General features: G+C 57.8%; 11 protein-coding genes. 3 read left to right on the top strand and 8 right to left on the bottom strand.

Annotation, left to right across the window (positions count from 1 at the left end; genetic code table 11):
• Positions 1 to 71 precede the first annotated feature (71 nt).
• On the bottom strand, positions 72 to 2,717 hold the full coding sequence (locus ACQUQP_RS09635) for a bifunctional diguanylate cyclase/phosphodiesterase (RefSeq protein ID WP_432698583.1): 2,646 nt from the start codon (positions 2,715 to 2,717) through the stop codon (positions 72 to 74).
• 62 nt (positions 2,718 to 2,779) lie between these two features.
• Between ACQUQP_RS09635 and ACQUQP_RS09630 the strand changes: the two genes are divergently transcribed.
• Entirely contained in the window at positions 2,780 to 3,595 is an 816-nt protein-coding gene (locus ACQUQP_RS09630; protein WP_432698582.1) for an ABC transporter substrate-binding protein, read from the top strand.
• On the opposite strand, the gene ACQUQP_RS09625 is transcribed toward ACQUQP_RS09630, so the two are convergent.
• From ACQUQP_RS09625 to uvrB, 7 genes are all read right to left on the bottom strand, one after another.
• Positions 3,583 to 4,236 (bottom strand): response regulator transcription factor, encoded by a 654-nt coding sequence (locus tag ACQUQP_RS09625; RefSeq protein ID WP_432698581.1) that lies wholly within the window; start codon positions 4,234 to 4,236, stop codon positions 3,583 to 3,585. The two genes, ACQUQP_RS09630 and ACQUQP_RS09625, sit on opposite strands and share 13 nt — an antisense overlap.
• A gap of 6 nt (positions 4,237 to 4,242) precedes the next feature.
• Positions 4,243 to 5,607, bottom strand: a complete 1,365-nt coding sequence (locus tag ACQUQP_RS09620) for a cache domain-containing protein (protein WP_432698580.1) — start codon at positions 5,605 to 5,607, stop codon at positions 4,243 to 4,245.
• 115 nt (positions 5,608 to 5,722) lie between these two features.
• Complete coding sequence (locus ACQUQP_RS09615) at positions 5,723 to 7,009, bottom strand: TRAP transporter large permease (protein ID WP_432698579.1); 1,287 nt, start codon at positions 7,007 to 7,009, stop codon at positions 5,723 to 5,725.
• An 18-nt stretch (positions 7,010 to 7,027) separates the two neighbouring features.
• Positions 7,028 to 7,564 carry a TRAP transporter small permease subunit gene (locus ACQUQP_RS09610; protein ID WP_432698578.1) on the bottom strand — a complete coding sequence of 179 codons (537 nt, stop codon included), beginning with the start codon at positions 7,562 to 7,564 and terminating at the stop codon, positions 7,028 to 7,030.
• Between the two features lie 86 nt (positions 7,565 to 7,650).
• Complete coding sequence (locus tag ACQUQP_RS09605; protein ID WP_432698577.1) at positions 7,651 to 8,727, bottom strand: TRAP transporter substrate-binding protein; 1,077 nt, start codon at positions 8,725 to 8,727, stop codon at positions 7,651 to 7,653.
• A 315-nt stretch (positions 8,728 to 9,042) separates the two neighbouring features.
• The gene (locus ACQUQP_RS09600; RefSeq protein ID WP_432698576.1) at positions 9,043 to 10,893 is read right to left on the bottom strand and encodes a methyl-accepting chemotaxis protein; all 1,851 of its coding nucleotides are present in this window, start codon (positions 10,891 to 10,893) and stop codon (positions 9,043 to 9,045) included.
• Positions 10,894 to 11,076: 183 nt separating this feature from the next.
• Positions 11,077 to 13,098 (bottom strand): excinuclease ABC subunit UvrB, encoded by a 2,022-nt coding sequence (gene uvrB, locus ACQUQP_RS09595; protein WP_432698575.1) that lies wholly within the window; start codon positions 13,096 to 13,098, stop codon positions 11,077 to 11,079.
• A 271-nt stretch (positions 13,099 to 13,369) separates the two neighbouring features.
• Here uvrB and ACQUQP_RS09590 point away from each other — a divergent pair, with 271 nt between their 5' ends.
• Positions 13,370 to 14,557 carry a pyridoxal phosphate-dependent aminotransferase gene (locus ACQUQP_RS09590; protein ID WP_432698574.1) on the top strand — a complete coding sequence of 396 codons (1,188 nt, stop codon included), beginning with the start codon at positions 13,370 to 13,372 and terminating at the stop codon, positions 14,555 to 14,557.
• Positions 14,558 to 14,613: 56 nt separating this feature from the next.
• Positions 14,614 to 15,801 (top strand): GGDEF domain-containing protein, encoded by a 1,188-nt coding sequence (locus tag ACQUQP_RS09585; protein WP_432698573.1) that lies wholly within the window; start codon positions 14,614 to 14,616, stop codon positions 15,799 to 15,801.
• The last annotated feature ends 12 nt before the right edge of the window (positions 15,802 to 15,813 follow it).

Genomic DNA, 15,813 nt, shown 5'->3' with positions numbered 1-15,813 from the left:
TCGGTTCGAACGGCGCAACCTTTTTTTGAAAAGTTTTTTTATTGATTTTCAACACCTTAGATTTGGCGTTACTAATCAAAACCGGCAGCGAGCGTCAAGCCCCGACCGGCCTGCGAAAAGAGCATGGCCGCATCGACCGCTTCCAGCGGTTTGCTCAGCAGAAACCCCTGGATCAGGTCACAACCGGCAGCCTGCAGGAAGCGCAGCTGCCGCTCATCATCAACCCCCTCTGCCACCACTTTCATCTGCAGACTTCTGGCCACAGCCAGCATCGCCTGAATGATCTCTTCATCGCTGTGATTTTTATTGATACCCACCACGAAGCTGCGGTCTATCTTCAGATAATCAGCCTGCAGTTGCTTAAGGTAACTCAGGGATGAATAACCGGTGCCGAAGTCATCGATGGAAACCTGAATACCTGCAACCTCAAGCGCCGACAGATTGGTCCGCACCAACTCGGATTTGCTCATCAGGGTCGTTTCCGTAATCTCGACCACTATCCTATGGGTGCCGATGCCGTAACGCGCCAGCGTGGCCAGCAGGCGTGCCGCTATATCATCTCTCGCCAGCTGGACGGCGGAGATATTCAGGCTCAGGTAGCGCACATCAAGCCCCTCGCGATCCCATTCAGCGAGCTGGCAGATCACCGTCTCCATCTGCCAGGCGCCTATCTCCACGATCATGCCGCTCTCTTCCGCCACCGGGATAAACTCGGCCGGAGAGATCCAGTCGCCGGCGTCATTACACCAGCGCATCAGCACCTCGGCACCGACAGGTTTCAGCGTATGGGCATCGAAAATCGGCTGATATCGAAGAGACAGTTCACGACCACTCTCCACCGCCACTCTCAGCCCCTGCTCCAGGTCGACACGACGCTGCATCAGGTAGTCCATCTGCTGGTCGAAAAACCGATAGAGGTTGCGGCCATCGTGCTTGGCCTTGTACATGGCAAGATCCGCCTGCCGCAGCAGCGTTGCCGGCTCGGTTATACCGGGCTGCCCCTGGGCGACCCCAACGCTTGCGGTCAACTGAAACCGCGTGCCGTTCAGCTCCACCGGCTGCGCCAACACCTTGATCAGGCGCGCGGCCAGCTCCTCCAACCCATATTTACTCACCGACTCGGTCACTACCAGGGCAAACTCGTCGCCGCCCAGGCGGGCCAGCAGCACATCCTTGCTAATCGCGTTACTCAACCGTTTTACGGTAATCACCAGCAGCTCATCGCCTTCGAGATGACCCAGGGTGTCATTAACGGTCTTGAAGTTATCCAGGTCGAGATAAAGCAGCCCGACCTCAGATTGCCTCTGGGTCGAGAGCGCCTCGGTCAGCCATTCCATCAACTTGCGGCGGTTCGGCAGCTCAGTAAGCTGGTCATGAAACGCGAGGAAAAGCGCCCGCTGCTCGGCTTCACGCCGCGCCGTCACATCTTCATGAACGGCCACGTAGTGGCTGATAGCACCGGCATCTCCGGTTATCGGAGTAATCGTCTGATCGACGATCAATCGCCTGCCATCGCGGGTCCGGTTGATCACCTCGCCACGCCATACCGCGCCCGAAGTAATTGTTTCCCATAGCGTACGGAAGAAAAAGCGGCTGTGAGTTCCGGAGTTCAGCACCGCGGGTGAGCGCCCCTGAACCTCATCCAGATGGTAACCGGTCAGCCGGGTGAAGGCTTCATTGACCCACTCCACCCGGCCGTTACGATCGGTAATAATCACCGCGTTGGCGGTGGTACTGATTGCCGTGCCAAGCAGCTGAAGCCGGTCAGCCATCTGTGCCTGCCGGCGGGCCATCGTCCAGAGCAACAGTGAAATCCCGGCGATGCCAAGAACGATAATGCCGACCAGCCACGCCAGACGCCGTGCCATCTCGCGCCAGGAAGCCAGGCCCGCCGACACATCATATTGCAGCGAGACGACCACCGGAAACATCGACGTGGCCCGGTAAGTCACCAGGTATTCGCGCCCCGCCTCATAATGCTGGAAAGCACCCCATTCACGCTCTGCCAGAGCCGCCATAAAAGGCGCTGCATCACCAAGGGTGCTCCCTGGCGCAGCAGCCTGATTTGGCGACTCAGCCAGCAATACACCGTCATAGCGATAAAGCCCAGCGCTGACCGGCAGACGCTCAACCAGGGGGCGGAACTGCTCACGAATCGCATCCGGGTTCCATGTCGCCACCAGCCAGGCGACAGGCGCGCCCTGCTCGCCTGGCAGCGGCATACAAACCGGCAGTTGATAGATACCGGAAGGGGCCAGCAACTGTGCCAGACTGCGACCCGCCACCGGATGGCCAAAAGAGAGCGATCGCCCTCTGGAGTCTGATGACAGGCAGCTCACCCCCTCAACAGCCAGCCCCGCTGTACCGGAAACGGAGCTCGCCAGCATCAAACCTTCGGCCGTTACCACAGCCAATTCCCGCAACTGCGGGCTCAGACTGGTCAGCACAGCCAACCGGTGCACAAGCTCATCCGGCTGAAACAGGAGTTCCGAATCGTACTCAAGCTGGACGCTGAGCGCATTCAGCCGTCCCTGGATATCCTGAATACTGCGCACAATTCCGCTTTCAAGAGCATGAGCCAGCACATCCGTTTCTTCCGAGATACTGTCACGTGCCCGCGTTTCACCAATCTGGTAAAAGAGTCCAAACACGAGAATAAAACTGATACTCAGAGCGAAACCGACGAGTGGAATAAGGGTAATACGGTTCCAGATCAATGGCAGGCCACCCCAAACTACATATAGTGCACATCATATCCTTAGGAAAAAGTGAACGCAGCATGATCCGACCCCCTCTTGCGACAGGTCAGTACTTTCTCCTGTTACTGCTATTAATTACCCTGCCCGTAAGTGCAGATAACCGACTCGAACGTATCCAAAGCAGCAACGAACTACGTGTCTGCATCTGGCCGGGCTACTTTTCGATTAGCGCACGCCACCCCAAAACCGGCGAATTGGAAGGAATAGACATCGAACTGGCCCAGGCTTTGGCGGACGACCTGGGGGTGCAACTCCACTTTGTCGAGACGAACTTCGGGCGTTTCATCGATGATATCGAGCAGGACGCATGCGATATCGGCATGTTCGCGATCGCGATCACAGCCGCCCGAGCGCAACGCATAGACTACAGCGAGCCCTATCTGGCCAGCCATATGTACGGCGTCACCACCAAAACGAACAGCACCCTGAGACGCTGGCAGGATATGGACCAACCGGGCGGAGTCGTCTGCGTACAGAAAGGCACCTACATGGAAGGGTATATGAAAAAGCACCTTGAGCATGCCGGGTTGCTAGTGGTGAACAACCCCCGCGAGCGTGAAGAGGCGGTACTGTCCGGCCGCGCGGACCTGTTCATTACAGACTACCCTTATTCCCGCAAGGTGCTGACATTCTATGACTGGGCGAAAGTGATCGACCCGGCAGAGCTCAGCGCGCCCCGCCCCTTCAGATACGCCTACGCGGTGGCACAAGAGCAACCACTCTGGCTTGAACGGGTGAACGCCTTTGTCGACCAGATAAAGCAGGATGGCCGACTGGAACAGGCCGCCCGTCATCACGACCTGTTACCAGCACTGATTCAGGCTCAGGACAACTGAACAAGATTGTGTTCGATGGCGTATTTGACCAGACCGGCAGCAGTCTGAATATTGAGCTTGGACTTGATGTTCTGGCGATGGGTTTCGACGGTACGCACCGAGATATCCAGCTCCCGGGCGATCTCCTTATTGTTCTGCCCGCCGGCCAGTAAACGCAATACGGTGATCTCTCGCGGCGTCAGCACACTGCCCTCGCCTACCGGGGCGGCCGGCTCGTCAAAACGCGCAAACAGTGTCTGCGAGGCACCGGAGCTAAAGTAGGTGCCACCATGATGGACTGTCTCTATCGCCTTGACCATCTCTTCCGCAGAGACATCCTTGAGGATGTAGCCGGATGCACCTGACTGTATCAGCTGCAGAATATACTCGCGGTTATCGTGCATACTGAGAATCAGCACGCGCAGATCGGGACAGCACTCACGCAGCTTCTTGGTCGCTTCAAAGCCGTTCATGACCGGCATCGACACATCCATCATTACCACATCCGGCTTCAGCGCCATGGCGGCCTCCACCGCCTCCAGACCGTTGGCTGCATCGCCAACCACCCGGATACCCGGCTCATCTTCAAGCCGTGCACGAATGCCATCGACAACCAGCGGATGGTCATCGACCAGAATGACATTGATCGGTTTATCGGACATTACTACTTATCCCAGCACCTGAGGTCCCTTGAGCGGCAGCACCACGCGGATCCGCGTGCCTTCGCCCACGCCTGAGTCAAGTCGGTAATCACCGCCCAACAGCTCGACGCGCTCACGCATGTTGCGTAAGCCAATGCCTAGCATATGCCGATTTTCATCCGGATCAAAACCGCAGCCATTATCTTTTAGATCAAGACGCACCCTGCCGCCCTGATGATCCAGTTTCAGCGTAATGTCGCTGGCGTCTGCATGCTTTTCCACGTTGGTCAGCGCTTCCTGTATCAACCGATACAGCGTGATCTCGATATCCTCCGGCAAGCGACTTTCCGGCAGCACCACCTCCTTGCCGACGCGGATACCGGTGCGTTCAGAAAACTGCTCCAGCAGGCTGGCCAGGCCGGGTTCCAGCCCCAGGTCATCCAGAATACTGGGGCGCAGGTCGTGGGAGATCCGGCGCACCTCCTGGATCGCATCATTCAGAACCGCCCGGCCTGAGTCGATATCATCCAGGCCGGAACGCTCACCCTTGCTGAGTTTGCGCCGCGCCAGCTCGATACGGTAGAGCACCGTGACCATCAACTGATTGATGCCGTCGTGCAACTCCCGCGAGAAACGCCGGCGCTCATTGACCTGAAACTGGATCGAACGGTGCGCCAGAGAACGCAGACGCGCATCCGCCAGCCGGCTTTCATGCAGGTTAATGGCAAGACCGAGTATGGTGATGATCAGTGTCATGCTCAGCACAATGACACTCACATTGAAGAAGTTCTCACGGATATTCAGATTCACCTCGCCACGAATCTGACTGACCTCAGCGCTGATATCATCCAGATAGAGTCCGGTACCGTACATCCAGCCCCAGTCCGGAATCTCAACCACGTAGCCCAGTTTGCTCTCGACCGCATCACGCCGGGGATTGTTCCACAGATAGCGGTGATAGCCGCCCCCTTCGCCCGCGATCCTGAGCAGGTTACGAATCACGTAGTCTCCGCTGTAGTCCTGCATGTCGATCAGCTCCTGCCCCACCAGCTCAGGCTGGATCGGGTGGACGAGGTTAACGCCATCCCGGTCATAAACGAAGAAGTAACCGTCCTCGCCGAAGGTCATGTCGTTGAGGATCCGCTTCACCTCCCGCTGGGCCAGCTCGGTATCTTCACCCGCTGATTCGCGCACATGAAGAATCGCCGCCTCCGCCATCTCCACATAATGCTTCAGCTCCCGCTGTTTGGATTCGAGCAGGTTCTCCTCAAAGATCGCGATCTCCTGCTCCGACAGAAGCACGGCGCCTTTGCTGCCCAGCCAGGTGATCAAAATAGCCACAAGCACCATCGGCAAAATTGCCAACAGCATGATTTTTATTTTCAGCGACATAAGGCTGCAGACACCTGCCTTACCAGAATCATGAATAGAAATGCCAGGACCCGGATACAAAGAAGCCGACTACGGCGGATACCGCAATCGGCTTCGAGACGAGCCTGAGGTCAGGTTATACCAGACCGAACCAGCTCGGGAAGATCATGATAGCCAGTACGATCACAACCTGGATCAGGATAAACGGCATGACACCTTTGTAGATATCCAGCGTGGTCACCTCTTTCGGTGCTACACCCTTCAGGTAGAAGAGCGAGAAACCGAACGGCGGTGTCAGGAAGCTGGTCTGCAGGTTCATGGCGATCAGAATCGCGAACCAGAGCGGCGCGATACCGAGGATATCAGCCACCGGCGCCAGGATCGGTACGATGATGAACGCGATCTCAACGAAGTCGATGAAGAAACCGAGGATCAGGATCGCAATCATCGACAGGATCAGGAAGCCCATGGCTCCGCCCGGCAGATCAGACAGCACCTCTTCGACGATGTAGTCGCCACCGGTGTAGCTGAACGCCATGGAGAATGCGGTCGCGCCCAGCAGGATGGCGAACACCATGGCGGTGACCTTCACGGTCTCGATCGATGCCTCCATAAGCATGCTGAAGCTGAACTGACGGTACACCAGCGCGAGAATCAGCGCGCCTACACCACCCAGCGCGGAAGACTCGGTCGGCGTTGCGATACCGGCAAAGATGGAACCCAACACCACCAGTACCAACGCCAGCGGCGGAATGATGGAAACAGCCGCCTTGATGTAGAACTGGCGACGGTTGAGGCTCTCGTCTCGGGGCACGGTCGGCGCCATTTCCGGCTTCATCCAGGCGATAGTCAGGATGTAAACCAGGTACGCCCCAACCAGCACCGCACCCGGAATGATGGCGGCCTTGAACAGGTCACCCACCGGGATACCCAGCACATCACCCAGAATGATCAGGATGATCGACGGCGGGATAATCTGGCCCAAGGTACCCGACGCACAGATGGTGCCGCAGGCAAGACGCTTGTCGTAGTTGTACTTCATCATCACCGGCAGCGAGATAAGACCCATCGCCACCACGGACGCACCGACAACACCGGTGGAGGCCGCCAGCAGTGCACCCACCAGTACGGTGGAGATCGCCAGACCGCCGCGTACGCCGCCAAACAGCTGCCCCATGGACTCGAGCAGCTGCTCGGCCAGACGCGTGCGCTGCAGCACGATCCCCATAAAGATAAACAGCGGAACCGCCATCAGAGTCGTGTTTTCCATAATGCTCTGAATACGGAACGGCATGAACGCGAACATATCCGGGCCTTCGGCAAACACGCCGAAGATCAGCGCGACACCACCAAAGGTGTACGCCACCGGAAAGCCGACCAGCAACATAAGCAGGGCGGCAAAAAACATGATAATACCGATCATTATCTAACCCCTGCCTGATTAATGCTGCACCGGTGTGTAGTCATCGTCTTTCAGACGACCACTGAGAATATTGATCGACTTCAGCGCCAGACCAACACCACTGATAAAGTTGAAGAACATCGCGAACGGAATCACAGACTTGATGATCCAGCGGTTCGGCAGACCACCGGGGTCGCCTGAGCCTTCACCCAGCTGGAAGGATTCACGTGCGAAATCAACGCCATACCAGGCAACCAGCAGACAGAAAGGCATCAGCAGCAGCAACGTACAGATCAGATCGATCCAGGCGCGGCGACGTGCGCTCAGCTGGTCATAGATAACATCCACGCGCACATGACCACCCGCCTTCAGGGTGAATGGAATGCCCAGCATGAACATGGCGGCGTAGAGATGCCATTCCAGCTCCTGCATACCGATATACACGGTATTGAACAGGTAGCGGGATGCCACATCAAAGAAGACGTTGAACAGCATCAGAATAAACAGCACGGCAGCAATTTTGCCGAGCAGATCGGAGAACCGATCGATCGTCTGTTGAAGACGTAGAAGGAACATAATTTTCGACCTCAGGGACCGAGGATTAGGACCAGTTAACGGGCAGAACCCCACCCTTAGGGGCGGAGTTCTGCGTGAGCAAGGCGTTACTCAGCCATGCTATTGAGGTAAGCGCGATCCGCAATGTCGGTCCAGACGCGAATCTGCTTCAGGTAATCTGCCTGCGAGGTCAGAATTTCCTTGGCCAGCGGATCAGATTCAGCCGCTTCGGTCAGCAGTTCGTCGTTGGCTTTTTTCAGAGCATCCATAACTTCAGGCGGGAAGGACTTGACCTGGATATCCGGAAACTCTTCCTTCATTGTCACCCAGTTTTCGGCGGACACATGATGAGAGTTGATGGTCATATCGTAGGCCGAAACCTTCATGGCGGTCAGCAGGATCTTCTGCAGATCTTCCGGCAGACGCTCCATGGAACGCTTGTTGATCAGGAACTGCAGTTCGGTGGCAGGCTCATGCCAGCCGGTGTAGTAGTACGGCGCGATCTTATGGAAGCCCATACGCAGGTCCATGGCCGGCCCTATCCACTCCAGTGCATCGATGGTACCGCGCTCCAGGGAGGTGTACAGCTCACCCGGCGGGATGTTGGTCGGGCTTGCACCCAGCTTGGCCAGGACTTCGCCGGCGAAGCCCGGGATACGCATCTTCAGACCCTGGAGGTCATCGACGCTGTTGATCTCCTTGCGGAACCAACCGCCCATCTGTACACCGGTGTTACCACCCGGTACCGAGATCAGACCCAGAGGCTCATAGACCTTCTGCATCAGCTCCATGCCGCCGCCGTAGTAGAACCAGCCGTACTGCTCAACTGCGGTCATACCGAAAGGCATGGTAGTGAAATAAAGGGTGTTGGGGACCTTGCCCTTCCAGTAGTAGGAAGCGGAGTGACCGAGGTCATACTGGCCGGCACGCACCATGTCGAAAACACCAAAGGCAGATTTGTGCTTGTTGGCGGTATCGATGGTGATCTGCAGGCGGCCGCCTGACATCTCTTCAGCCAGCTCGGCCATTTCCCGGGCGGGAACACTGAAGGTACCGAAGTTGGTCGGCCAGGTTTCTGCCAGTTTCAGACGGTAGGTTTTTTCAGCCGCCTGGGCCGGCGCGATGATAGCCGCAGCACATGCCGCAGCCGCAATCAGTTTGCGGGCAAACGTCATTTTCAACATTATTCTTATGTCCTTTTGTATTGGGGATTCTCCAGACTCAGCATAGACGCTGATCCGAATGCTGACAGTTTCTCAGGGTCAAAGGGACTTACCAATTCGCGCTTACCCGCACCAGCCTCAGGATCACTACCTATCAGCTCAGTATTTTTACTTAGTTTCGACTAAGTAATAACAGCTAGGTAAGACGATATTCCGAGCCCCCGATTACGCAGCGACAAGCCGACTGCCCCATCCTGCACAGCGCTTTAAAACGACCATAAAAAAACGGGCGACCCTTGCGGGGCCGCCCGTTTCCAGTACTTCTATAACGCTAGATCAACAGCGGAAGCGTGACGTCATCGTCTGCAGGTTTTCGGCATGACCCACCACATCGGTAGAGAAGCTGCCGATCTCGCGGGTGCGCCCGGAGCCGCGGGAGACATTATCAAGCACCGCATTCATGCTGTGAGCGATAGACTGAGCTGTCGCCGCAATCTGCTCAATGCTGGCCGCCTGCTGCTGGTTACGGTCGCTGACCTCTCCAAACAGGGAGCGGATCTGTTCCATTTCATGAATCGCCTCGCCGCCCTGACTGCGGCTTGCCGCTACCTGGCGCTGTCCATCTTCCATGGCGCTGAGTATCTGCGCCATCTGTCCCTGCATGTTGTTGTTGATTTCGTTGATGCTGGAGGTGGCCGACACGGTTTTTTCCGCCAGCGAACGCACCTCATCCGCGACCACGGAGAAACCGCGTCCCGCCTCGCCGGCACGGGCGGCCTCAATCGCTGCGTTGAGGGCCAGCAGATTGGTCTGCTCGGCCAGGCCGTTGATCATGTCCGTCACCCCGTCGACACGGGAAGAGGCATTATTCAGCGTATTCAGCTCGTCGTGTATGCGGCTGAACAGCGCGGAGATCTGCTCCAGCGATCCCAGAGCACCGGTAATGACCGCGCCCCCCTTCTCCGTGGCGGCTTCGGCGTCATCGGACAGACGCTTGGTGTCTTCCGACGCTCTGGCCATCTCCAGCACAGTCTGGCTGATCTCTTCGGCCGCCGCGGCCACCGACCCGGTCTCCGATTCAGTCTGCTCACTTTCGCGAACCTGGGTCTGCAGCGTATCGCTCAGCTCCATCGACATATGCTGCAGCTGACCACTGCTCTCTTTCACACTGTTCAGCACCCCACCAAGCTGCTCCGTCAGATTGTTAACCGCCGTACCCAGGCGGTCGAACTCGTCCTGCGCCCCGTCGCTGACAGGCATGCGCAGCGCCAGGTCACCGGCGGCGACTTTTTCCAGCGAGGTCAGCGTGGCAGTGAGAGCACGGGTGGATCGGCGCCAGGTGAGCAACAGCAGGATGAAGACAGCAGCAGCAACCGTCACCCCGGCAATCAAAATCGTCGTTCTGGCTGACGCGCTGGCACTATCTGCATCGGCTCTGGCCTTGGCCAGTTCAGCAACCAGCTGATCGATACGGTTATCGAGCTGGCCATTAAACTCTTGCAGGTGAATGTCCGCCTCCGCACTGGCTGCATTTTTTCTTTGAATCAGCGCGATCAGGGTTTCCATCTCGCTGGTGATGCTCTGCAGTGGCTTTTCGAAGGTCTCGAGAAAATCCAGCTCCACAAGGGTCTGCCGCAGCTCGGCGGCCGACGTCCTGAACGCTTCAAACGACTCGGGCGTGCGCTGTTCAAGCGCATTGGCCACACTTTCTTTCATCGCCTGGAAAGGCTTACGCATGAAAGAGAACAGGCTCTTCTCAAAATCGGTCAGATAACCGCCGACAACCTTGCGCTGACCTTCGCTGGGCGAAGCGCCGATCTCCCCTTCGGCCTGAATCGCCTGCTCCTTGGACTGCACCCATAGCGCAAGCGTCTCGTCCAGCTCCGTAGCGCCTGCCATTCCCTGACCCGACAGCCCACCGAGAATCCCGCTTTGCGTTTCTTTCAGCTGAACGATCGCTTCGCTGCCTTCAGCGCCCGACAAACGGGAAACGTTTGAAACCTGTGATTTGAGTTCGCTGAGTTCGATCACCCAGTGGCCCAGGGTGTCCACTTTTTCCGCAGCCTGTGACTGACTGTTGAGTGACGAGATGGAGAGAAAAATCAGAGCGGCAAATCCGACGATGGTCAGGACGACCACCAGCAGCAGGTTCTGCTTGAACCCGAGCTTAAAGCGAGAGAACGACATCCCAATATTTTCCTTGTAATAGTTATTTCCAGCGATACCGCCGCGCGACAACCCACAGACATCCCAGCCCCCTTCCTGATGCCCGCAGCCGCCACGGCCTGACGTTCCTATCGGCCGTCAGGCCTTAGACTTTAGTGTCAGCACTGTCGCAAAACAACCCCAAAAAGGCGCGACAGAAGTCAATTACTCCGGCGACGACGCATGCTTGATGCGCTCCAGTTCGTCGCGCAACTGGGCCGCTTTCTCAAATTCCAGGTTGCGCGCCGCTTCGTACATCCGGTCTTCGAGCTGGGTCAGGGTCCTGGCCAGCTCCTTGGCACTCATACCCGCTGCATCAACGCGGTACTCCGCGGCCGGTTCCGCCGCCTTACGTGTGCCACGCGAACTCTTGCGACCCGGGATCGAGCTCGCCCCCTCCATGATATCCGCCACGGATTTGACGATCCCTTTGGGCGTTATACCGTGCTCCTCGTTGTACGCGACCTGCTTCTCGCGGCGTCGCTCGGTCTCGTCCAGCGCCCGCTGCATCGACCCGGTGATACGATCGGCGTACAGAATCGCCCGCCCGTTCACGTTTCGTGCGGCACGGCCGATGGTCTGGATCAACGAGGTATCGGAACGCAGGAAGCCCTCTTTATCGGCATCGAGAATCGTTACCAGCCCCACCTCGGGCATGTCGATCCCCTCACGCAGCAGGTTGATCCCCACCAGCACATCGAACTCGCCGATACGCAGGTCGCGGATGATCTCGACCCGCTCAACGGTATCGATATCGGAGTGAAGGTAGCGCACCTTGACGTCATGCTCGGCGAGAAACTCGGTCAGATCCTCTGCCATGCGCTTGGTGAGCACGGTTACAACCACACGTTCGCCACGCTGGGTAACGACCCGTATCTCGGACAGCAGGTCATCCACCTGGGTGGTTGCGGGACGCACCTCAACGATGGGGTCCACCAGCCCTGTCGGTCGCACCACCTGCTCTACCACCTGCTCGGCATGAGCTGCCTCATATTTACTCGGCGTGGCGGAGACAAAGATCATCTGCGGCGCGAGCCGCTCCCACTCTTCAAACTTGAGGGGCCGGTTGTCCAGTGCCGAGGGCAGCCGGAAGCCATACTCCACCAGCGTTTCCTTGCGCGAGCGGTCACCACGGTACATCGCCCCCAACTGCGGCACGGTGACATGGGATTCATCGATGATCACCAGCGCATTGTCGGGCAGGTATTCAAACAGTGTGGGTGGCGGCTCGCCCGGGCCACGACCGGACAGGTAGCGCGAGTAGTTCTCGATACCCGAGCAGTAACCGAGCTCCAGGATCATCTCGATATCATAGAGGGTGCGTTGTTCCAGCCGCTGCGCCTCTACAAGCTTGTTGTTATCGCGCATCTGCTTGAGCCGTTCGCGCAGCTCCTCCTTGATCTTCTCCACCGCTTCCAGCAGCGTTTCCCGCGGCGTCACATAGTGCGTCTTCGGATAGATGGTGGCACGGGGCACCTTGCGCAGCACCTCACCGGTAAGCGGGTCGAAGAAGCTGATCTGCTCGATCTCATCATCGAACAGCTCGATGCGAATCGCCTCTTTCTCCGATTCCGCCGGAAACACGTCGATAACATCGCCACGCACCCGGTAATTACCACGATGCAGCTCCACATCGTTGCGCGTGTACTGCAGCTCTGCCAGCCGGCGCAACAAGCCACGCTGATCGATACGATCGCCGCGGTCCACGTGCAGCATCATCGACAGGTAGGACTGGGGATCACCGAGGCCGTAGATCGCCGAAACCGTCGCCACGATGATCGCGTCTTCCCGCTCCAGCAGCGCCTTGGTGGCTGACAGGCGCATCTGCTCGATATGATCGTTGATCGAGGCATCCTTCTCGATAAAGGTATCGGAGGACGGTACATACGCCTCGGGCTGGTAGTAGTCGTAGTAGGAGACGAAATACTCGACGGCGTTATCCGGGAAGAATTCACGAAACTCACCGTAAAGCTGGGCCGCCAGTGTCTTGTTGTGCGCGAGTATAATCGTGGGGCGCTGCACCGAGGCCACTACGTGCGCCATGGTGAAGGTTTTGCCCGAGCCGGTAACACCCAGCAACGTCTGGGCGGCGAGGCCCGATTCGAGGCCATCGACGAGTTGAGCGATCGCTTTGGGCTGGTCTCCCGCCGGTTCAAAAGCCGAGCAGACCTTGAATCTTGTCTTCATCCTTCTATCCTGCATTCGAGCGAACCGGGAAGTATAACGCGTCGACAGGGGCTAAATCATGCGCCAGGGAAACTGATTAAATAGACACGCGACCGATCCCGACCACGAAGCAGGCGACACCACTGTTTCTTATAATCAACTTATTTCACAATACGCGCCAAAAACCGGCCTTTTTGGGCGACTGGGGATTTAGACCCACAACCTAATACTGTATGCTTTCAAGGCTAGATCTCACGTACATTTCAGGCGCTGACAGGAAGAGGAATCAAGCTTGGACGTGCAACTTTCCAACCGCGTAAACAGTATCAAACCTTCTCCCACGCTGGCGGTTACCAACCGTGCAGCAGAACTGCGTGCGGCGGGCCAGAACATTATCGGCCTGGGCGCGGGAGAACCGGACTTCGACACCCCTGACCATATCAAGCAGGCGGCAATCGACGCCCTCAACAACGGCTTCACCAAGTACACCGCCGTTGATGGCACCCCCGCCCTGAAAAAGGCGATTATTGCCAAATTCGAACGTGAAAACGGCCTGAAATACGAAGCCAATCAGATTCTGGTTTCCTGCGGTGGCAAACAGAGCTTCTTCAACATGTCTCTGGCACTGCTGAACCCGGGTGACGAAGTTATCATTCCGGCACCCTACTGGGTTTCCTACCCGGATATGGTAAAGGTCGCCGAAGGTACCCCGGTGATCCTGACCACCACCCAGGAGCAGCGTTTCAAGATCACGCCGGAGCAGCTGGAACAGGCGATTACGCCGAAAACCCGCCTGGTGGTTCTGAACAGCCCGTCCAACCCCACCGGCGTGGCGTACAGCGAAGAAGAACTCAAGGCTCTGGGCGAAGTGCTCAAGCGCTACCCGGAAGTTCTGATCGCTACCGACGACATGTACGAGCATATCCGCTACACCGGCAAGCCGTTCTGCAACATCGTCAACGCCTGCCCGGAACTGTTCGAGCGCACTGTGGTTCTTAACGGCGTCTCCAAGGCTTACTCCATGACCGGCTGGCGTATCGGCTACGCTGCGGGTCCGGCCAAGCTGATCGGCGCGATGAAGAAGATCCAGTCGCAGAGCACCTCCAACCCGACCTCTATCGCTCAGGTTGGTGCTCAGGCTGCGCTGGAAGGCTCTCAGGAGTGCGTTGCCGAGATGGTCAAGGCATTCAAAGAGCGTCACGATTACGTGGTCGCCGCACTGAATGCGATCGAAGGCGTTGAATGCATCGAAGCAGACGGCACCTTTTACGCCTTCCCGAGCTTCCAGAAAGTGATCGACTCCCGTCCGGAGTTTGAAGACGACATCGCCTTTGCAGAGTTCCTGCTCACCGAAGCGGGCGTTGCACTGGTGCCCGGTTCCGCTTTTGGCGCGCCCGGCAACCTGCGACTCTCATTCGCGACCAGCCTGGACACACTCAAGGACGCCATCGATCGGATCGCCAAGGCTCTGGCGAACTGATGTTAAAGCGGCGGGCACCTTGCCCGCCGTTTCATTTCGCGGAAAGGAGATCCGGCGTGAAAACACGTGTCGTTTCCGAACTCTTCACCCACTCCCTGTTACCCGTCGCCCTGCTCGATAATCAAGAACTCCAGTGGGCAAACACCGCCTTCAAGTCACTTTCACCAGCCATCCGGCAACAGTTGCTGCACGATGAAACCAACCTGGGACAGGGCTATGATTTCGACCGTCTCAGCGCCGAATCTTACTGCCTGCTGATCGGCAGACCTGTCACACCCCCCACCCAGGAACGCGAGCTGATTAGAGAGCTGATCCCCGCCCTGGCCGCCGGCGGCGACCCCTGGCTCACGACAGCCCGGGTCCTTGGCCCCCTGATAGGCGAAGACCAACTGCTTGCGGTCAAGCATCGCAAAGCCGGCGGAGATGACCTGCTTGGCCACTGGCAGGACGGCAACACCCTTGCCCCACGCCAGCTGCCAACCGGGCACGGCCTGGCGGAACAGATCTATAGCGCCAGCGATGACCAGCTGCTGATTCTTAAGCCCGGCAACGACCACCCCAACGACCCGATAATCGGCAAGGAGCAGCCCGGGTACTGGGCAAGCCAGCGTGTCGATACACCTGCGGGCGCCCAGGGTTACCTGGCAATCTTCGGAGACAACGACAGTGCTGTGCTAGCCGCAAGAATCCGCCTGCTGCAGCTTGCCGCCGACCTGCTGTCAGGCTTCCTGATCGATGCCGGCAGAGAGACCCCGCCAGAGAACCTGACCAACACCAGGCAACCGATCGATGACCTGACCGGCCTGCCCGGCCGCGCCGCGTTCGATGCAGCCCTTGAAGCGAGCGAAAAGCGCTACCTGCAGACCGAGCAGGACTGCGAGATGGCGATGCTCGATATCAACAGCCTGTCATCGATCAACAACGAGCTGGGTATCGATTATGGCGACCAGGTTCTGCGCCTGCTTGCCGATCAGCTCAAAGCCACCTGCCGTCACAACGACCGGGTTTTCCGTTTTGGTGGTGACGAATTTGTGCTGCTGATGCCGTTTTCCGAGCACGCGCCGCCACTAAGCCAGCGCCTCAACCGGATCGAAAACTGGCTGAAAGAGGAAACCGGCATCGCACAGTTCAGCCTTGCGGCGGGAGTCTCCAGCCTGTCGGAAACCAATGGTAGCAGTGACGACTTGATGCTACTTTGCGACCGTAGGCTGAAAGAATCCAAGGCCAGTCAGCTCGCCGAGTAGTTCCAGCCCCAG

It is taken from the genome of Marinobacterium sp. YM272 (assembly GCF_050908845.1).
Lineage (GTDB): Bacteria > Pseudomonadota > Gammaproteobacteria > Pseudomonadales > Balneatricaceae > Marinobacterium_D.
This window is presented reverse-complemented; position numbering and strand designations above follow the sequence as displayed.